General features: G+C 70.3%; 17 protein-coding genes and 4 pseudogenes. 10 read left to right on the forward strand and 11 right to left on the reverse strand.

What is annotated here, in order from left to right; genetic code table 11:
• The first annotated feature begins 124 nt into the window (after positions 1-124).
• Positions 125-553 carry a PP2C family protein-serine/threonine phosphatase gene (locus tag IO33_RS0140540; RefSeq protein WP_245236043.1) on the forward strand — a complete coding sequence of 143 codons (429 nt, stop codon included), beginning with the start codon at positions 125-127 and terminating at the stop codon, positions 551-553.
• Between the two features lie 34 nt (positions 554-587).
• Here the strand turns inward: IO33_RS0140540 and IO33_RS0140545 are convergent, their stop codons facing one another.
• The 3 genes from IO33_RS0140545 to IO33_RS45090 all read right to left on the reverse strand — a co-directional run bounded on the left by IO33_RS0140545 (position 588) and on the right by IO33_RS45090 (position 3,024).
• On the reverse strand, positions 588-1,760 hold the full coding sequence (locus tag IO33_RS0140545) for a site-2 protease family protein (protein WP_031174120.1): 1,173 nt from the start codon (positions 1,758-1,760) through the stop codon (positions 588-590).
• 84 nt (positions 1,761-1,844) lie between these two features.
• Positions 1,845-2,417: an Rv1733c family protein gene (locus IO33_RS0140550; RefSeq protein WP_031174121.1), complete on the reverse strand. Its 573-nt coding sequence runs from the start codon at positions 2,415-2,417 to the stop codon at positions 1,845-1,847.
• A 220-nt stretch (positions 2,418-2,637) separates the two neighbouring features.
• Positions 2,638-3,024, reverse strand: coding sequence for a pyridoxamine 5'-phosphate oxidase family protein (locus tag IO33_RS45090; RefSeq protein WP_245236044.1), 387 nt, complete (start codon positions 3,022-3,024; stop codon positions 2,638-2,640).
• Between IO33_RS45090 and IO33_RS0140560 the strand changes: the two are divergent.
• The 3 genes and pseudogenes from IO33_RS0140560 to IO33_RS0140570 form a co-directional block, all read left to right on the forward strand.
• A pseudogene (locus IO33_RS0140560) lies at positions 3,019-4,329 on the forward strand (GAF domain-containing sensor histidine kinase); the annotation flags it as partial. The gene IO33_RS45090 and the pseudogene IO33_RS0140560 overlap by 6 nt on opposite strands.
• A gap of 157 nt (positions 4,330-4,486) precedes the next feature.
• On the forward strand, positions 4,487-5,188 hold the full coding sequence (locus IO33_RS0140565; protein WP_031174124.1) for a CBS domain-containing protein: 702 nt from the start codon (positions 4,487-4,489) through the stop codon (positions 5,186-5,188).
• Positions 5,189-5,260: 72 nt separating this feature from the next.
• The gene (locus IO33_RS0140570) at positions 5,261-5,839 is read left to right on the forward strand and encodes an Rv1733c family protein (RefSeq protein WP_342448402.1); all 579 of its coding nucleotides are present in this window, start codon (positions 5,261-5,263) and stop codon (positions 5,837-5,839) included.
• Positions 5,840-5,896: 57 nt separating this feature from the next.
• On the opposite strand, the gene IO33_RS0140575 is transcribed toward IO33_RS0140570, so the two are convergent.
• From IO33_RS0140575 to IO33_RS0140585, 4 genes and pseudogenes are all read right to left on the reverse strand, one after another.
• The gene (locus IO33_RS0140575) at positions 5,897-6,550 is read right to left on the reverse strand and encodes a CBS domain-containing protein (protein ID WP_031174126.1); all 654 of its coding nucleotides are present in this window, start codon (positions 6,548-6,550) and stop codon (positions 5,897-5,899) included.
• Between the two features lie 41 nt (positions 6,551-6,591).
• The gene (locus IO33_RS0140580; RefSeq protein WP_031174127.1) at positions 6,592-7,050 is read right to left on the reverse strand and encodes a Crp/Fnr family transcriptional regulator; all 459 of its coding nucleotides are present in this window, start codon (positions 7,048-7,050) and stop codon (positions 6,592-6,594) included.
• Positions 7,051-7,231: 181 nt separating this feature from the next.
• A pseudogene (locus IO33_RS48685) lies at positions 7,232-7,530 on the reverse strand (acetate--CoA ligase family protein); the annotation flags it as partial.
• 66 nt (positions 7,531-7,596) lie between these two features.
• The gene (locus tag IO33_RS0140585; protein WP_031174128.1) at positions 7,597-9,990 is read right to left on the reverse strand and encodes an Orn/Lys/Arg family decarboxylase; all 2,394 of its coding nucleotides are present in this window, start codon (positions 9,988-9,990) and stop codon (positions 7,597-7,599) included.
• 256 nt (positions 9,991-10,246) lie between these two features.
• On the opposite strand from IO33_RS0140585, the gene IO33_RS53675 reads away from it, so the two are divergent.
• Together IO33_RS53675 and IO33_RS0140590 are read left to right on the forward strand one after the other, a co-directional pair.
• Entirely contained in the window at positions 10,247-10,408 is a 162-nt protein-coding gene (locus tag IO33_RS53675) for a transposase family protein (protein WP_280921960.1), read from the forward strand.
• Between the two features lie 408 nt (positions 10,409-10,816).
• Positions 10,817-11,101, forward strand: a complete 285-nt coding sequence (locus IO33_RS0140590) for an antibiotic biosynthesis monooxygenase (RefSeq protein ID WP_031174129.1) — start codon at positions 10,817-10,819, stop codon at positions 11,099-11,101.
• Positions 11,102-11,328: 227 nt separating this feature from the next.
• On the opposite strand, the gene IO33_RS0140595 is transcribed toward IO33_RS0140590, so the two are convergent.
• Positions 11,329-12,228 carry a helix-turn-helix domain-containing protein gene (locus tag IO33_RS0140595; RefSeq protein ID WP_051927274.1) on the reverse strand — a complete coding sequence of 300 codons (900 nt, stop codon included), beginning with the start codon at positions 12,226-12,228 and terminating at the stop codon, positions 11,329-11,331.
• Between the two features lie 146 nt (positions 12,229-12,374).
• Between IO33_RS0140595 and IO33_RS0140600 the strand changes: the two genes are divergently transcribed.
• Positions 12,375-12,755: a YybH family protein gene (locus tag IO33_RS0140600; RefSeq protein WP_037687235.1), complete on the forward strand. Its 381-nt coding sequence runs from the start codon at positions 12,375-12,377 to the stop codon at positions 12,753-12,755.
• Positions 12,756-12,991: 236 nt separating this feature from the next.
• On the opposite strand, the gene IO33_RS45095 is transcribed toward IO33_RS0140600, so the two are convergent.
• The 3 genes and pseudogenes from IO33_RS45095 to IO33_RS0140625 all read right to left on the reverse strand — a co-directional run bounded on the left by IO33_RS45095 (position 12,992) and on the right by IO33_RS0140625 (position 15,391).
• A complete protein-coding gene (locus tag IO33_RS45095) occupies positions 12,992-13,231 on the reverse strand; it encodes a hypothetical protein (protein WP_031174132.1) in 240 nt (79 codons plus the stop codon).
• A 549-nt stretch (positions 13,232-13,780) separates the two neighbouring features.
• Positions 13,781-13,909, reverse strand: a pseudogene (locus tag IO33_RS54350) (IS5/IS1182 family transposase); the annotation flags it as partial.
• A 396-nt stretch (positions 13,910-14,305) separates the two neighbouring features.
• Positions 14,306-15,391: a DUF2855 family protein gene (locus tag IO33_RS0140625; RefSeq protein WP_031174134.1), complete on the reverse strand. Its 1,086-nt coding sequence runs from the start codon at positions 15,389-15,391 to the stop codon at positions 14,306-14,308.
• Positions 15,392-15,449: 58 nt separating this feature from the next.
• On the opposite strand from IO33_RS0140625, the gene IO33_RS0140630 reads away from it, so the two are divergent.
• The 3 genes and pseudogenes from IO33_RS0140630 to IO33_RS49980 all read left to right on the forward strand — a co-directional run.
• Positions 15,450-16,103 carry a TetR/AcrR family transcriptional regulator gene (locus IO33_RS0140630; RefSeq protein ID WP_031174135.1) on the forward strand — a complete coding sequence of 218 codons (654 nt, stop codon included), beginning with the start codon at positions 15,450-15,452 and terminating at the stop codon, positions 16,101-16,103.
• Positions 16,104-16,605: 502 nt separating this feature from the next.
• Entirely contained in the window at positions 16,606-17,385 is a 780-nt protein-coding gene (locus IO33_RS0140635; RefSeq protein WP_031174136.1) for an SDR family NAD(P)-dependent oxidoreductase, read from the forward strand.
• A gap of 1,062 nt (positions 17,386-18,447) precedes the next feature.
• A pseudogene (locus tag IO33_RS49980) lies at positions 18,448-18,567 on the forward strand (DNA-directed RNA polymerase subunit alpha); the annotation flags it as partial.

Consider the following 18,567-nt stretch of genomic DNA (forward strand, 5'->3'; position numbering starts at 1 on the left):
CGGTGTTCGGGTCCGCGTTCAGGTTTTGGGGAAGAATGGCCGGTGACGTGAGGTGCACTGCCGGGCGGCCATGATGAGCGAGGACAGTCGACAATCCAAGGCGTCATTCGAGCCCAGGCTGCGCTTGGGCGCCGAGCTGGCGTCGTCGGCCGACTGGACGCTGCGCTGGAGTACCGCGGGGCACCCTCCGCCTCTGGTGATCACTCCCGATCACCGGGCAGACCACCTGCTTGCCGATCCTGACCTGCCCCTCGGCATCGACAGCACTCTGCGGCGCCACGAACACGCCCATCCCCTTCCCGTCGATGCCACGGTCGTCTTCTTCACCGACGGGCTCGTCGAGCACCGTGACCACTCACTCGATGCGGGCCTGAAACGACTCGCCGCGATCGCCGCCGCCCATGCCGACCTGCCCGTGCCTGACCTCGTCCGCGTGCTGATCGAGGAGCACCCGAGCGATGGACACGATGACATGGCAGTGCTCGCCGTTCGCGCTCAGCGGATCCGTCCCTCAAGGCCTGGCAGGCAAGCGCATCGGACGAATCCGAGCTAGGCCACATCATGCACGGTGCGCGGCATCGTGTCCGTCACGCTTTCTTCGTCACCTGCGGGGCGGCGCTGCGCGGCTGCGTCTGGGCGGGCCCGCTCGGCCAGGCCAGGGCACGGGTGACGTCGGCGACGGTGAGGATGCCGACGAGGCGCCCTGCGTCGAGGACCATCGCACGGCGTGCGGGGCTGACCTCCAGTCGCGGCAGCAGGTCGAGCATCGGCTCTTCGGGCGCGGCTGTGACGATCTCGGCGAGCGGACGCATCACTTCGCCGACCGTCGTGCTCGCACGAGCCCGGGCCGGCGTCGCTTCGACGCGTCGCACGGTGAGGAGACCGGCCAGCGAGCCGTCGGCCGCCAGCACGGGGAAGGCCGAATGACGGTAGGGGCCGAAGGGGCCCTGGGAAAGGAATTCGGCGAGGGTCATGGTGTCCGGCACGGTGACCGGGTTCGGGGTCATGACGCGACGGACCGGCACACCGCCCAGCACACCCCGAAGCTCGGCCTGGCGAGCCTCCGTGGTCGCCGCACCGATGAGGAACCAGCCGATCAGCGCGGGCCACAGGCCGGACAGGTTGTGCCCGAACCACACTGCCGCGAACCCGCTCAGCACCATGAACCAGCCCAGTCCCCGGCCCGCCGCCGATGCCGCGCGAGTGGCCCGCAGCCTGTCTCCGGTGCGGTGCCACAGGTACGCCCGCAACAGCCGTCCCCCGTCGAGTGGTGCGGCCGGCAGTGCGTTGAACACGGCCAGCAGGACGTTGATCGCGGACAGCCATACGACCGCCTCGACGACGAGCCCGGACGCGTGCAGCATGTGCGGCCCGGCCGCGATGCCGGCGAAGACGCCGCCGGCGAGCAGACTCGTGAGCGGACCCACGGCCGCGATGCGCAGCTCGGCGCCCGGCGTCGGGGCCTCGCTGTGCAGGCGGGCGGCGCCGCCCAGCATCCACAGGGTGATGCCGTCGACCTGCACACCGTTGCGACGGGCGACCACGGCGTGCGCCAGCTCGTGCGCCAGCAACGAAGCGAGGAAAACGACCGCCGCCAGCAGTGCCAGAACCCAGTACTGCAAGGCGGAATGGCCGCGGTGGGCAGCCGGGAACTCACTGCGCGCAAGAGCGACGGTCACCAGGGCAACGATGACCAGGACGCTCCAGTTCAAGCTGACCCGCACGCCGGCGATCCGGCCGAGGGGCAGCGTCTCGTCCATGGACCTCGCCTCATCCTCACGTCGCGGGCCCAGGGCCCGCGGCATCCGCTCAGCAGGCCCGATTCGGACTTTGGGCGGCGTGGCTCAGCCCGCCCGGGGGCCCCACTGCGGTCCCACCAGGTCCCATTCCTGGTCCCAGCGGGCCATACGGCGCCGGTCGAGCCGTGCTCGCGCGACGGCTCCCGCGCCGAAGGCCGGGGCTGCTACGGCGAGGGCCGCCGCGCCACCGAAGAGAACGGCCTCGACATGGCCCTCGCCCCGGCTCGTCGGCGCCGACGGACTGAGCCGACCCCGGTCGTCCTGCCAGACCGTCACCCGGGCTCCGGCCTTCAGACCTCCGTCCACCAGCGTGCGCCCGGTACGAGTGGTGCCGTCGGGAGCCGCCCAGCGCACCGGGCCCTGGACACGACCGTCGGTCGAAAAGTCCCCCGTGACGCCGTGCCGGGCATCGGTCAGCAGGACCGCGCCGACGGGATGCCGGTGGGCTCGCTGCTCCGCGAACTCGTGCTCGGTGCCACGGACCGTCACCAGCGCGGCGACGCCGCCACAGGCCACCACGATCAGCCAGACCACCAGGACGGTCCAGGCCTCGAGGACGTCCTCGCGCCGCCGCAGCGGACTGCTCCGCCACCGCCACAGCCGCTTCGTGGTGCTCACGTCCGGACACCTCCTCGTCCTGGTGTCTGCTTCGACGATGACACCGGAGGCGGCGCGACCACAGGGGCCGGGAGGCCTCGCAGCCAGGCCGCCCGGACCCGGATCCCCGCAGGAAAGGGTCCATTGGTCCCGGGCGGTGTCCGAGGAGGGGCCGGGATCGACCCTGGCATCGTCACGGGCGCCGGATTGCTCGTGCCGCCTGCGCCGCTGCGGGCAGTCGTCAGCCGCGTGTCGTCGCCGTCCCGTCCGCCGTCGTCAGCAGGACGCCGGTGACGAGTTCGGGACGGATGCGAACGGCCTGGGCCGCGCCTTCCCCGGGCGGCGCCCAGGACCGCAACAGGTGCTGGATGCGCATCAGTTCGGACGGCTCGGTGACCAGATGGGCGTACCCCGTGACGACCACGCTCCAGCCGAGATGGGTGTTGGGGTCGATGGCGTCGGCCTCGTAGGCGACGACCACGCCCGTGTCGTCCGCCTCCTCGGCATGAGACGTCAGGGCCGCGCCCTCGTGGGTGAGAATGACGATGTCCCCACGGTCCAGAACGTGGTTGACCGGCCGGACCGTGGGCAGGGCCTGCCGGGTGAAGACGATCCTCCCCAGCGCCACCTGGGTGTGCCGATCCGGATCCGCGACCAGGTCTTCGGCAACCTGTACCTCACCGAGAAGCGTGGCGGACTGGCCTTCGACGAGGAAGACGAAGCGGTGTTGTCGACCCTGGCCGTGGCGGCCGGCGTGGCCATCGAGAACGCCCGGCTGTACGAGGACGTCCGGCTGCGCGAGCGCCGGCTCCTGGCGAACGAGCGCCGGCTCCTGGCGAACGCAGAGATCACCCACAGTCTGATGTCCGGCAGTGAACGCACCGAGGCTCTCAAACTGATCGCCGAACGGGCACGCGAACTTATGCAGTCGGCGCTGGCTGCCGTGGCCATGCCGGTGGCGGGCGGAGGGTCGCTCGCTGTGGAGATAGCGGTCGGCCTCGACGCCGAAGCGCACAGGAGCCTGGTGCTGCCCCTGTCGGGGACCTTGATGGGCCTGGCCTTCTCCGCGGCCGCCCCGGTCGCCAGTGCCGACGTACAACATGATGAGCGCATCTCTCCGGAGCCGGCGCGCTTCCAGAGGCTCGGCCCTGCCCTGGCCGTGCCCATCGGCACCGGGGAAGGGGACGTCCGAGGCGTGGTGCTCGTCGCCCGTGAGGCCGAGCGGCCGGTGTTCTCCGGCAAGGAGACCGAGATGTTGCAGGGCTTCGCCGCACAGGCCGCGATCGCCATGGAACTGGCCGAGCGCCGCAAGGACGCCGAGCAGATCGCCGTGCTGCAGGACCGGGACCGGATCGCCCGGGACCTGCACGATCTGGCCATTCAGCGGATCTCCGCCACGGGGATGACCTTGCAGAGCGCGGGCCGGCTGATCGAGCACCCGGAGGCCGCCGAGCGCGTACTGAGGGCCGTGGACGACCTGGACGAAACCATTAAGATCATCAGGTCGGCCATCTTCGGGCTGCGGGCGCGCCCGGGCGGACTCGAGGACTCGCTGCGGGCCCGCATCGTGCGGGTGGTGGGCGAGGAAACCCCCGCGCTGGGTTTCGCGCCCGGTGTCCGGATGGAGGGGCTGGTCGACACCGATGTGCCACGCGAGGTGGCGGACCACGTCGTGGCCGTTCTCTCCGAGGCACTGGCCAACATCGCCCGCCACGCCCAAGCCGACCGGGTCCAGGTCGTCCTGACGGCCGGCGGCCACGAGGTGACCTTGACCGTCACGGACAACGGGGTGGGTATTCCGTCCGACGGCAGGCGCAGCGGACTGCGCAACATGGCCGAACGCGCGGAACAACTGGGCGGGCACCTCGACGTGTCCAGGCCCGACGGCGGCGGTGCCACACTGCGGTGGCGGGTGCCTCTCCCCGTCACGTAGGCGGTGGACACCGCGCGAGTGCGGTCCGGGCCGGGGGGAGGCAACTCAGGGCACCGGCGTGCCGGGTGAAGAGCCCTCGGGACGGGCCACTCGGCCCATGCCCCAGCCTGGCCCGGAGGCGCAGCCTGGAGGTGTCGCCCGGCCCCTGGAGGACGCCATGAACGGCACTCCCACCGTCGTGAACGACGTGATGACCCGCAGGGTCGTCGCCCTGCGTACGGGGGCGACGTTCAAGGACATCGTGCGGACCATGCAGGAGTGGCGGGTCAGCGCCCTCCCCGTCCTGGACGACGGCGGACATGTCGTCGGTGTGGTTTCTGAGGCGGACCTGCTGCCCAAGGAGGAGTACAGCGAAGGCGTGCAGGGCCGGTACGGGCACGTGCGAGGTTTCGCCGACGTTCACAAGATGGAAGCGGTCACCGCGGGAGAGTTGATGACCACTCCCGCCGTCACCGTGGCACCGGACGTCACCCTCGCCCGCGCTGCCCGCGTCATGGCGCGCAGCGGGGTCAAGCGACTGCCGGTCGTCGACCGCGCCGGGCTGCTGAAGGGCATCGTCAGCCGGTCCGATCTGCTCAAGATCTTCCTTCGGGACGACGCCGACATTGCCGAGGAGGTGCGGCACGAGGTCGTCGTCCGGCTCTTCGGCATACATGCGGAAGAGGTCGACGTCGATGTTCACGACGGTGTTGTGTCGCTCACCGGCCGGGTCCGCCAGACGGCTCTGATCCCGCTCGCCGTCCTCCTGGCACGGACCGTGCCCGGTGTGGTGGATGTGCGTGGTGAGCTGATCGGCCCGCCTCGCCACCCGGATCCAGACCCTGACCTGCCGGAGGCGCAGAGGTCGGCCCATGCCTGACGACGACGGTTCCGTAGGAGGACTTCACGCGACGGGCGGCGCGGACCGATGGCACGGGCACCTTCCACGAACGTGACCCCCGCATGGCTGTGGCGCTGGCGGCGCAACCCGGTCAGGCGGCACAGTGACGTCGTCGAGGCCTGGATCGTATCGGTCATCTGGGCGTTCGCCCTCCTCGGCGGAGTTCTCGCAGGTGTAGTGGCCGCGCAGGGGACGGACTCGGCACTCGCCGCCCGGCGCGCTCACGTGCACCCGGTATCCGCCGTACTCGACGACGACGCGGCGAGGACCCCGCCCGCCGGTGCGGGCAACGACAACGGCAGGGTGTGGGCAGCCGTGCGGTGGACGGGCGGGGACGGCGCGGTGCACAAGGGACTGGCCAAGATCTTCCCGGGTGCCCCCGTGGGCAGCAGGCTCACCGTGTGGACGGACCGCACCGGCCGCATCGTCTCCGCGCCGGCCGACGGGACGGAGGCGACGCTGCAGGCAGTGCTGACCGGTGCCCTTGTCGCTCCCTTCACCGGGGCGACGGTCTGGGCAGGTGGCCGGCTGATCCGTAGCCGACTTCTGCGGCGGCGCTTGGCCGAATGGGACGAGGAGTGGAAGCGGATCGGTCCCGAGTGGCGGAACCTGAGCGGGGGCAAGGGCTGAGCACCTTCGCCGACGCCGTGCACACCGGCAGTCCCCGGGGGGCGTCTCAGCCAACGGTCACGCTGCGTCGGCGGCGGTGAGACGGCAGTCCACGCCCACGATGCCTTCAACGCCCCGGACCAGGCGTGCGGCCAGCGGAATCCGCGCGGGGTCACCTACGCGTCCGGTCAGGGTCGCGACGCCGTCGGTCACGATGATGTGCACGGGTTCGACGGGGGCCGGGAAGAGGACATCGACGATGTCCCGCCGGATCTCGTCGGCGAGGTCGTTGTCGGGGCGCAGGAAGACCTTCAGCAGGTCGCCACGGCTGACCACGCCTTCGAGCACCCCCTCGGAGTTGACCACGGGCAGCCGTTTGACGTGCCGCAACGCCATGATGCGGGCCGCTTCGGCAAGTGTCGCTTCCGCGTGGACGGTGACGGCCGGCGTGCTCATCAGTTCCTCGGCCGAGACCGCCCCGGCCTTGGCGAGGTCGGGCAGCCGGCGCATCTGGGTGAACCGGTCCGGGTCGCTGTCCCGGAACTCCTCCTTGGGCAGCAGGTCGGCTTCGGACACCACGCCGACGACCCGGCCGTCGCCCTCCAGGACGGGAAGCGCGCTGACCTTCCACTGCTCCATGCGCTCGACGATGTCCTTGAACAGAGCCTTGCGACCAACCGCTACGGCCGCACGTGTCATCACGTCACCCACCCGGTGCGGGCTGCCGTCCATGTTCGCTTCCTCTTCCTCGACCGGCCGGAGCATCCGTGCGTTCAGGCCAGGCTCCCGCTTCCGTACGGGGCGTAGAGGTCGAGCAGCCGGACGCGCGAGGCATGCAGGCGCTGGGCGACCACGCGTCCCACCCACACCGCGATCGCCCGGCCGAACTCGGCGTCCGCGACGCAGGTCGCGCGTACCGCCTCGGCGTCGAACTCCCAGGCCCGTACCGGGCTCATGGCCTCGGCACCGAGGTGCCAGAGGTGCGGCGGGAAGTGCCAGGACCAGCCGATGAGTTCGCCGTGTCCGAGCGTCTCGATGACAGCGGGGCGGCGACCGGGGACGTGCGGATCGAGGGCGACGGTTCCGGTGCGCACGATCCAGAAGCGGTCGGCCCGGTGGCCCTCCTCGAACAGGCGGGTGCCGGCGTCGAAGGCGACCTCACGGGCGAGGCGCATCAGGCGTTCGCGGTGTACGGGCTCAAGAGCCGTGGTCATGGTGGTGGCCGAGGTCATCGCACCGGCTCCCTTCGTGGTCTGTCTATCCCAGCGTGCGCGCCCTCGCGCCTCCATGCCACGGGTCGCCCGGTCCCCGACCGGGGCTCTTCGGCCCATGCGCCCGATCCGCTGTCTCGCATCCCGGAGGCATCCGTGCACGGGGCCGCTGGGAGTGCATGGAACGGGTCTCGGCCTCAGGTCAGCGCAGTCGACGCAGGTACGGGTCGTGGAGGTGGCGCGGCACGAGCCGCACGCGGGCGTCGAGACAGGTGACGCCCGCGGACCGGCCAGCACCGGGTTGAGGTCGGCTTCCGCCAGCTGGGGCAGGTCCGAGGCCATCCGGGAAAGGCGATGCAGAAGCTGTTCGAGGCGTTCGCTGTCGGTGGGTGGCGTGCCGGCGTAGCCGGACAGCATTGGGGAGCAGCGCGGAGAGGTGAGCAGGTCACGTACGTCCAGATCGGTCAGTGGCGCGAGCCTGGCGGCATGGTCGGAGAGCAGCTACGGCGACCGCCGGCCTCGTTGCTCAGGCCGCACGCGGGTCGCAGGCGACTGGCGTACGGGATGTCAGAGCTGCCGGGTGTCCGCCGGTTGCGGGGCGTAGCGCTGGGCCGGCGGTGCGGCGCCGTGTTCATCCCGGTCCGGGTGCAGGCACTCGATCTGGTAGTCGCCGGTGTCGGCATCGATCGTCACCCCGTGTGTCTCGCTGTGGAAGCCTGGGAAGCGGCGGTCGAAGGACTCCAGGGCGGTGAGGTAACGGAGGAGCGGCCCGTCGGGGGCGCCGACGCTCTCACCGGGCATCAGCACCGGGATGCCCGGTGGCGTGACGGTGACCATCGCCGCAGCGATCCGGCCGGCCGCCTGGGCGATGCGCACCCGTTCGGTGCCGCCCCGCACCAGCCGCTGGTAGCAGTGCTGCGGCGGGAACACCGGCTCCGGCAGCTGCTGGAACGCGGTGTCCAGCAGCTCCACCAGCCGTGCCGAGCGCAGCTGGTCGTGCATGTGCCGGCACAGCTCGCGCAGGGTCAGCCCCCGGTACCGCTTCGGGTGGGCGGCGGTGGCCTGCGGCAGCACCCGCTCCAGCGGCGCATCGCCGTCGTACAGCGCCTTGAAGTCCATCAGGGCGTCCAGCAGAGTGCCCCACTTGCCCTTGGTGATGCCCATGGAGAACAAGACCAGCGTGGTGTAGCTGTCGGTCTTCTCCACCACGATGTTCCGGGTCGCCAGGTACGCCGTCAGCACGCGCGCCGGGATGCCCTCCTCCTCCATCTCTCCGGCGGGGGTGATGCCGGGGCAGGTCAGGGTGACCTTCACCGGGTCCAGCATGCAGTGCCCCTCGGTCAGCCCCGGGAAGCCGTGCCAGTCGGCGCCGGGGGCGAGCGTCCAGCAGGACGGCTCGGTGCGCAACAGCTCCGGCGGGGCCTCGTCGAAGGGCAGCTCGGCACCGGTCGCCGGGTCGGTGACTGTCTGAGGCTGCCACACGCCGAAGAACCACGGCGGACGGTCCTCGGCGGCCTCGATACGGCGCCGCAGCCGGACCATCTCCTGACGGAACCGGACCGCCTCGGTCACCGCCTCGTCGACCAGGCACTCGCCCTGCGGCCCGTCCATCATCGCGGTCGCCACGTCCAAGGAGGCGATCATCGGATACAGCGGTGAGGTGGTGCCGTGCATCATCAGCACCTCGTTGAACCGCTCGTGCTCCACCGGCGCCCGCCGTGCGGGCCGCACGTGCACCATCGCCGACTGCGACAGCGCGGCGAGCAGTTTGTGCGTCGACTGAGTCGCGAACACGGTCGGCCGGTCGGGACCCGGGAACGACGACTCGTGCACCGCCATGCCGTAGCGGCCCGCGTAGAGCGGATGGAAGCGGGCATACGCGAACCACGCCTCGTCGAAGTGCACCCGCGGGCTGCTTGCCGCGAGCGCACGCGCCGTCGCGACCGCGTCGTAACACAGACCGTCGTACGTCGAGTTGGTGAACACCGCGTACTGAGGATCCGCGGAGAGCGCCCCCTCGGCCAGCGGGTGGGCGGCGATCCGGGCCGCCACTGCCTCCGGTGCCAACTCGGCCGGCGGCAGCGGGCCGGCCAGGCCGTAGCCGTTACGGGTCGGGATGAGGTAGATCGGGCGGGCCCCGGACACCACCAGGCCGTGCAGTACTGACTTGTGGCAGTTTCGGTCCACCAGCGCCAACTCGTCCCGCGTGACGCTGAAGTGCCCCACCAGGCGGTTACAGGTGGAGTCCCCGTGCAGTACGAAGTACGTCAGGTCGGCGCCGAAGACGCGGGCCGCGTTGCGCTCCGCTGCCCCGATCGGGCCGGTGTGCTCGAACAGCGAGCCCAGCTCCTCCACCGAGATCGACAGATCGCTGCGCAGCAGCCGTTCGCCGAAGTAGTCGTGGAAGGCGCGACCCGCCGGTGACTTCAGGAACGCCACGCCGCCCGCGTGCGCCGGGGTGTGCCAGGAGTACTCATGGGCGTCATCGAAGTGGCGCAGTGCCCGGAAGAATGGCGGCAGCACCGCCTCTCGATAGGCGCGGGCCGCCGTCGCGATTCGGCCGGCGATGAAGCCTGGGGTGTCCTCTAGTGGCCAGACGTAGCCGACGACCATCTCCGACACCCATAGCGGCAGGTCCCGCACACCCTCTTGTGCCATCACGAGGAACACCGGAAGGTCCTGGAACCGCCGGCCGATGTGCCGCAGCACCGCCGCTCCGCCGCTCTCGTTCCCGTCCGGCGGGCCCGAGGCCGTGTGACCAGGAAGGTCCCAGGCGACCAGGGCAGCCGCCAGTCCGGCCTCCGTGCGCAGTACCGCCTGCGCGTCCTCGGAGGTCACGGCCCAGCGGACCTCGAAACCCTTCGCCTCGACCGCCGCACGGATCGCGCGCAGTTGTTCGGGCGCGGCCCCCTCCGCACTGGGGTGCTCACGCACCGCGATCAGCATCCTCCCGTCGGGCATGCCGCCCCCTTCCGATGGCCCGGTGCCGCCCCGGTCAGTGTCCGGGGCAGCCCACCGTGGCACCGGTGCGGGAACGGCAAACCACCGGAACGATGGAAGCGTATGGCTGCCGCATTGACCCGCGGTCAGTTGGCTTTTGACACCGACGACCAACCTCGCCGTTTCGGTGGGGGCGGCGTCAAGGGCGGCCGGAAACGCGAAAGTGTCTTCTGAACTGGAACGATGAACCTTGCCGTCGGTGCAGCACGACGGCGATGTGATCCGGGTTGGTGTCAGATGCCGGACAACCCGGGCTCGATGCCCGGGCTGCGGGAGCTGGTCAGGGCGGGTGCATGGCTCATACCTGCGGTTTCCCGCTGACGTCCCCGTTGTGGGACGACGGGTGGTGCTGCGTCTGCGTGTCCGGCGGTTCACGTGAGAGGAAATCTCCTGCGGGCGGCGGACGTTCGTCGAGTAGGTCGCGAGCCTGACCCGCCGGTACAGCCAGCGGACCGAACGACTGCGGTCCACGCTGGCCGAGGTCGGCCTCGCGTTGGCTGGTCGCGTCGGCGCCCGGCTTGCCGACATCTTCGGAGTGCGGGTCAGTACGGTCCGCCGGCGCCCCCGCGCACCGTGCGGCGAGCAGCGTTGAAGGGGATCTCTGAAAACGGATCTGTCCGCAGTTCCGTGAAGCCCCGGTCCCCCCATCTCTGGTCACAGCGGATGCCTGGTTGGTCCACTAGTGCGCCCATTCGGGTGCCTTGGGGGCGTCCCGTGAGCGAGAGACGCGCGGTAGGGGTATGTCGTTTCGCGCGAGGTGACCTTGGGATCGGTGAGGAGATCAGCCATGTACGCAGTAGTTCGGCGGTACGAAGGGGTGACTGATCCTGCCGAGGCGGCACGCCGAGTGAACGAGGGGTTCGTGCCTCTTCTGCGCAAAGTCCCCGGATTCCTGGCCTACTACTGGGTTGACGCCGGGGATGGAGTAATGGTCTCCACCAGTGTCTATGAAGACCAAGCCGGGGCCGAAGAGTCGATCAAGAGGGCGGCGGACTTCGTACGGGACAACCTCGCGTCACTGCTCCCCCACCCTCCACAGGTCACGGCCGGCCAGGTGGTAGCTGCTGGGTAGCGGTCTTCGGGGTGGCGCTGGTTCCCAAGTACCCGCATGCCGACGGCCTGGCCGTTCACGAAACTCCGGACAGAGCCTTCGAGGTTCTGACCGCGTTTCCGTGAAGCCGCAGGTCAGTAGCTGATACGCGGGATCGTTCCGCCGGCATCTGCCCGGCCGTGGCGGGTGCCGAAACGGCGGTCGGCCGGCAGGTTGACGGCCTGACGCCATGTTGCCCTGTCTCCTGGCTAGCGCCATCGGGTGCGGAAGCCGCCGGGGGTGTCGCCGGTCTCGCGAGTGAAGAACTTCCCGAAGTTGGCGGGTTCGGAGAATCCGAGCATCCGGCCGATCGCGGCGACGGGCAGGTCGGTGTGCACAAGCAGGCGCTGAGCCTCCAGGGCGGCGCGGGCGTCGATGAGTTCTTTCGCGGTGCGGCCGGTGGCAGCCTGGCAGGCTCGGGTCAGAGTGCGTGGCGAGTAGCCGAGTTGGGCGGCGTACTTCTGCACGGAGCGGGTGACGGCGAAGGAGCGCTCCAGCTCGTAGCGGAATGCACGGAAGACCTCGCCGCCGGCTTTCGCTGAGGTGGCACGGTCCGGATGGGGCAGCCGGGCCAGGCGCAGCAGCACCGCGCCGAGGAGCTGGCGCAGCAGTGGGACGGTCAGGTCGGCGTTCGTGTGCTCCCGGCGGTCCTCCAGGGTGTGGTACTCGGCCGTGATCTCGGCCAGGGCCCGGTCGAGGACCAGAAGGTCGCCCGGAGACAGCGTCCAGCCGGCCGGGCCGAAGCCGTCGAGGAGGGACGCGAGCTGAGGCAGGCGCGGTGGGAAGGCGGCGGTGAACAGCACCAGCACGGCATCCAGTTCGGCCAGGCGGCCCTCCGCATCGGCCGGGAACCGCTGGACCTGCCCGGGCCGCAGATGCAGCAGTCTGCCTGGTGCACAGGGCTGGGGGACGAAATCGACCATCACCGTCGCCTCACCGCCTCGTACGAGGAGCAGTTGATGGAAGTCCGGCCGGCTCGCGGTGCGGGCGACCGCCCTTCTCAGGCGGCGGCGCAGGACGTCGAACGTCAGGACCTCGATGCCCAGCCGCGGGCGATCGGGATTGAGGTAGGCGATGTCGATGACGTCGCGTTGTCCAACTTTGACCATGGCGGGTCCCGACTCTACCTCGTCGCGGAAGCCCCTTGGCGGGGATCGTGGAGGCGTCGCCGCGTGCTGCCGGCCTGGGCCCCTGAGACCCGCGGCGCGCTCGTACATCCCTGCCCCGATGGGCACACCAGATAAGGACCACCACTGTGAAGACTGCGATCACCGACCCCGCACTGCTGCCCGGCGCGTTCGAGGATGCCCTGAACGCCGGTGACGTCGAGGGCGTGCTGGCCCTGTTCGCACCCGGCGCCACCATGCGCACGCCGGCCGGCGAGGTCATCAGCGGCCCGGAGGCGCTGCGCCGGGAGATCAGTGGGACCGTCGCCGCCCGTGGACGGCTCTCCAACACCCCCCGGCACACCCTGGTCGGCGCCGAGGCCGCGCTGCTGGTCACCGACTGGACCCTCGAAGTCACCGCCCCCGACGGCGAGCGTGTCGCCCCGACCGGCACCACCGCCAACGTCGCCTGCCGAGGCGTCGACGGCTGCTGGCGGTTCGCCGTGCTCAATCCGCTCGGCACGGCCTGAGCGCGAAATGTGCCGACTTCCACCGGCCCGAAGGTGGTCCGTCCCGCCGGCAGCGGCCGGACGGACCACCGGGGCTCCACGGCACCGCTGGGGCTGCCGGGTATCGCTGAGGAACTGCGGTCACTGCACGATCCAGGCTCGGCCGGTGATCTCCTGTGACCAGTCGGTGAAGAGGACGCGTGGGACGAGGCTGGCGATGGGGGAGAGGTAGGGGACGGTGGCCGCCTCGTTGTGCATCAGTTCCCGCTCGAAGTGAATTGCTGCCCCGGAGCGGGGGCGATGCGCAGGATGAGGGGTGTCTCCGTGCTGTCGACGGGGATCCGGTAGGTGGTGTTGTACATGCCGCCGCCGAGCTCCACGGCGGAGGTGACGCGTGCGGCATCCTCGAAGGCGCGCTGACCGATCGCCTGGATGTCCTCGGCGGTGGCGGGCTGCTGGGAGGCGTGCCGGTCGCGGGGGATGGACCGGAAGTCCATGGAGCTCCTTCAGGCCCGAGAGGGTATATCTGCCGGGGCCGGGAGGCGGCTCCTGGGCGAGCCCGCCCTTCGCCACGGCCGGGGCGCGGTGGGTGGCCGGCAGGAGACCCCGAGGGCGTCGAGTCGCGCGTAACGGGCGGCCTGTGACACAGCACTTGGACCGTGCTCCCGGCCGCCCGCCAGCACAACCGGTCCCGGGCCTCGGCGCTCCTGACCGGGAAGACGCGGAGGAGGACGACAACTGGCCCACCCGGGCGCCGGTGCTGGCCGCCCGCACCACCGGCTGGGAGCTGCTCCGCCAGCAGGACGACCCAGGTCGTGAACTACCCACCGACTTGAGGGTGCCACCGACGAAATGCAGCTCGTGAGGTGGCAGAACGCTCCCCGCAGGGCAGTGGCTCACGGGCTGGGGTCTCATCCGCCGACGTGAGCGCCGCGCTGGTTTCCTTGTGGGGGACGGCGCGGGCCGGTGTGGAATCGGTGGCCAACGTGAGGGCGCGGTTGGCCGATCGCGCAGCCGCCGCTGTGGAAAGCACTCGACGAGCTGTCGGCATGGAGCGTCTCATCAGGGGTGTTTGCTGTTCCGCCGCCCTGCGGCCGCACTTTCGACGGCGGGATCAGCGGTGACCAGGTCGGCCACCTCGCGGCCGGCCCGCGCGTCGAGGTCCGCCACGACCACCCGTGCCCCGGCCTCCGCCAGCGCGAATGCCATGGCCCGGCCGAGTCCACTGGCACCGCCGGTGGCGATCGCCACCTTCTCGCGAGTGCGGCGGCGTCCCTCTGCCCTCCCCGAAGAGCCTCGGTGGCGGTCATGCCGACTTCCAGCACGAGCTTGCCGACGTTCTCGCCCCGGAACAGCATCTGCCGCGTCTCGGGGACGTCGTCAACGGCGTCTCTCACCATGTGTTCCTAGACCTTGATGCGGCCGTCTGGGATCCAGGCGGAGATCTCCTGCGCGGTCTTGGCGTACTGCTTGGCGTAGTCGAAGGCGACGAAGCCCCGGGGCACCCCTTCGAGGGGCGGGGTGGGTGCGGCCGTGCGCAGCGGGGCGCACGTCGAACGCGACGGCCATCGCTACGGGGTGATGATGTGGCCGGTGCGAGGCGAGGTCCGCCCCGACTGGACCTCGTGCCAGACCCGCTCGAGGCTTCGCGGGCCGTTGCTGTGAACGATGTCGACCCACCCCTCGGCCACGGGCAGGAACTCCTTCCACGCCTCGGCGAAACGGTGGTCCAGCCCTTCCCTCCCCCAGTCGCCGATGCGCTTGCGCATCTGGTCGGGGGCGAAGAACATGCCTGGCCCCGTCTCCGCAAGGGTGCCGGCGGGCGCGGGTTCCTGATTGGTGATGCCGACGACCACCTGGTGCACCAGGGAGTCGCCGAGGTGGGCGCCCAGCCGGGCGGACAGCTGCTCGTCGCCCGCGAAGTCGGCGTACAGCGTCTGCGTGCGCGGGAGCCGGGAGACGTCCTGGTAGGTGAGTACCCGGTCGTAGCAGCCGAGGCCTTCGGTGAAGGCGAGGTTGCGCGGGGAGGTCAGGCCGACCACCTCGCACCCCTGTCCCTGGAGCAGATGGGCGGCGCCGTAGGCCGTCTTGCTCGAGGCGGACGACAGGACGATGGTCTTCGCGCCCAGCCAGGCGTTGTCGACGAGCCAGTCGGCCAGCATGAACGACGTCCAGAACAGCGGGCGGTACAGGACGTGAAGGTCCTCCCGGCCGGCCTCGTAGGCGAGGTCGCCGGTGGTGAGGGCGTAGGCGTTGTAGGGACGGGGCAGTGTCCGGCGATGGGGGCTGGCCTCGCGGAAGCCGCGTTCGTCCACTCGGTCGGGGCGGACCAGCAGGTGGCTTGCGGACGGGAAGTAGCCGTAGTAGCGGCTCCCGGTCTCGATTCCGTCGACCCGGGAGGCGACGACGTCGGCGAAGCCCCAGAGCGGGACGATGCCCCAGTCGGGGCGGGGCGCGGGGAAGAACTCCCAGTAGCGGAACGAGTCGCCGAGGGCGGCGTAGGTGACGTTGTTGGCGGTCAGGCCAACCCGGTCGACGCGCAGCAGCGCCCCGCCGTCCGGTACCTGGGGGACGGGGACGTCGGCCAGCTCCGCGGTGGACAGGTCGTCGCGGCGGACGAGCAGATTCCAAGCGGTTGCGGCAGTGATGTTGTCCATGGCCCGGGAACGTACTTGAACCCGGATTCGGATTCAAGTACGGGTCTAGGATGCACACATGCCTTTGCCTGACCCTGAAACCGAACAGCTCGCGCAGCCCCAGTCGGCCGCAACGCGTACCCGGCGCGGCATGCGCACCCGTGACGCCCTGGTGGCCGCGGCCCGGCGGATCTTCGAGCGGGACGGCTATCTGGACGCCCGCATCATCGACATCGCAGCCGAGGCCAAAGTGGCCACCGGCAGCTTCTACACGCACTTCTCATCCAAGGAGGACGTGTTCGCCGCCGTCCTCGCACGGCTGCAGGACGAAATGCTGCACGCGGGAGTCACCGACGGCGGTGACGGCAGGCGCAAGGACCTGTGGCGGGAGGTCGAGGACGCCAACCGCGCCTACCTGGAGTCCTATCGCCGCAACGCCGCCCTGATGGCCGCCATGGAACAGGCCGCTTCCGTCGACCCCCAGTTCTTGCGCCTGCGGCTGGAACGGTCGCGCGCTTTCATCGACCGCAGTGCCGCCGCCATAGCCCGCCTCCAGCAGTCGGGCCTCGCCGACCCGGAGCTCGACCCGGACGTCACCGCACGGGCCCTGAGCGCGATGGTCAGCCGCCTGGCGTACGCGACCTTCGCCCTGGGCGAATCCTTGCCCTTCGACACGCTGGTCGAGACCCTCACCAAGCTCTGGACGAACGCCCTGCGCATGCCACGAGACTGAGCTCGGTACCGGCGCGCCCTGCGATCCGACACATAGCAGGGCCCGGCTGGTTGCCCAGTCCCCCCTGCCTTGGCCGGATCGAGCAAGAAGCGGAGACAACAGGATGGCCAACCGAGCACAGGCCAGGCACCTGTGTCCTGCGCCACCGCAGTCTGATCGTGACCGGCCCGCAGGTCGGCGGCGTCTACACCTACGGACACGCCGGAGGGGTCTCACTCCCTGGCCCAGCTGATCGCTGTCCTGCTCGACGACATCACCGATGCCGCCCCGGCCACGGTGACGCTGGGCCCCCAGCCGGCCTCAGGTCCAGTCCCGCTTCTGCGACCTGATGTACAGATCGGGACTGCCACTGCGCGCTGTCGTGCGGGCCCATCAGCATGCAGTCGGTCAGGCCTAGCATGCTGATCTTGGGTAGCTACGTACCTTTGGCAGCGCGGAACTTCGCATGCATTTGAGATCGCTCCCGGATTCGGCCGGGGGCAGCACGAGGGGAGTGGCGATCGTGGGGGAACTGGGCGACAGGACCGCACTGGTGACGGGCGGCTCACGCGGGATCGGGCGCGCGGTCGCCCAGCGACTCGCAGCCGAGGGGGCGCTGGTCGCGGTCCACTACGGTGGCAACGAAGAGGCCGCCGCTGAGACCGTGGCACTGATCGGCAAGGCTGGAGGGCGGGCGTTCACGGTGCAGGCCAGGTTCGGCGAGAGCGGTGCGGTGGACCGGTTGTTCGAGGGGCTCACAGCCGGGCTCGCGAAGCACGGCGCCGACGGCCTGGACATTCTGATCAACAATGCGGGTATCCACTCGGTCAGTTCGATCGGGCAGCTCACCGAGGAGGAGTGGGAGAGGCTTCTGGCGGTCAACGTGACCATGCCGATCTTCGTGGTCCAGCGGGCGCTGCCGCTCCTACGGGACGGCGGACGGATCATCAACGTGGGTTCGGCGGCCACCCGGATCGCGAATCCACTCCAGATCGGCTACACCGTCACCAAGGCGGCGCTGGCTGCCCTCAGCCCGTCGCTCGCCAACGAACTGGGCCGGCGGGGGATCACGGTGAACACGGTCGAACCCGGGGCGGTGCTGACCGACATGACCGCCGGGTGGACCGGCGTTCCCGAGGCGATGGCCGGTCTCGAGTCGATCACCGCGCTCGGACGAATTGGCGAACCGGGGGACGTCGCGGACGTGGTGGGCTTCCTGGCGGGTCCCCAGGGGCGTTGGGTGACCGGTCAGATCATCGATGTCTCCGGCGGTACATACCTCGGCCCGATCACGGGCGGGTGAACCGCCGCCCGGGCAGATACCGAGGCGTTGACATCGAACGGGGCGAAGCGGAACTTCGGCACTGCTCGTCCAAAAGGGCGCCGGAGTGCGAACGCGCTCTGCACCGCGAGGAAGCCGCTGCCCGGGACCGGTGAAAGCGAGGCGCGTCAGGACGCCGGCGGAGCGGATGCGGTGGGCGCGGGTGCGCCGGGGCCCCGCGCACCTGTGCGCTTGGGGTGGGCGGTAGGAGAACCTCCGGGTGGGACAGCATGTGCCTGGTTGTCGCCCGTTCGTGAGGGGACGTCATGTGTTCCATTCGCCGCGCCGTGCCGCCGGGTGCTGCTCTCCTGCCTGCTGCTGGCGAATGGTTCACCCGGTTCGCATTCCGGGCCGGACAGCTCGAACAAGGGGGGAGCGTCGGCGGCGGGCCGTCGGGCGGTGGCGTGCCTGCCGGTACGGCGAAGATCCTGGTGGGTGCGGGGCCGCAGACCACATACACGGTGCAGCAGCAGCCGCCCGCAGGCAGCTGTCACTACCGGTATGAGAAGGGGGTGCCGTGGGCGGGACCGGTCAGGTTCTCCCGGCAGGCCCGGCAGGCGGGCAGCCGGTGGGTGTACCGGGCCCGTAGTACCTGGGCGGCGTCCTGGACGGGCGAGCGGGGAGACGTGACGGTATCGCTTACGCCCCGGCCGTGCGGCCGGTGCCATCTGGTGTCAGCCCCGACGCTTCACGATGACGCACGCAGTCGTGAGAGGCACGGCATGGCGTCTCGACTCCGTCGTGTGCGGTAGCAGCCGCCTGCGGGCACCTGTCACTACCGGTACGAGGAGAGTGAGCCTTCGAGCTGGTGACGCAGATGGTGGGCAAGAACCCCAACGCGAGCTGATCATTCCGAAGCGGCATCGGACTTCCGTGACGGGAGCCGAGCCCTTTTCGTGTTCGTAGCCGCGGGTGATCGCCGCAGGACCTTCCCGAGCCTGATGGGCGGCGTGGGCGGGTCAGCTTCGCAGGAGGCCGAACCACCCGTACCCTGCTCGTCTACGGCGTCAAATAGCGGGCGCCACATCCTGGAGGAAATAGCTCGTGCTGATTGCTCAGCGTCCTTCGTTGACCGAAGAGGTCGTCGACGAGTTCCGCTCCCGGTTCGTGATCGAGCCGCTGGAGCCGGGCTTCGGCTACACCCTCGGCAACTCCCTGCGCCGT

The organism is Streptomyces durhamensis (assembly GCF_000725475.1).
Taxonomy (GTDB): Bacteria; Actinomycetota; Actinomycetes; order Streptomycetales; family Streptomycetaceae; genus Streptomyces; species Streptomyces filipinensis.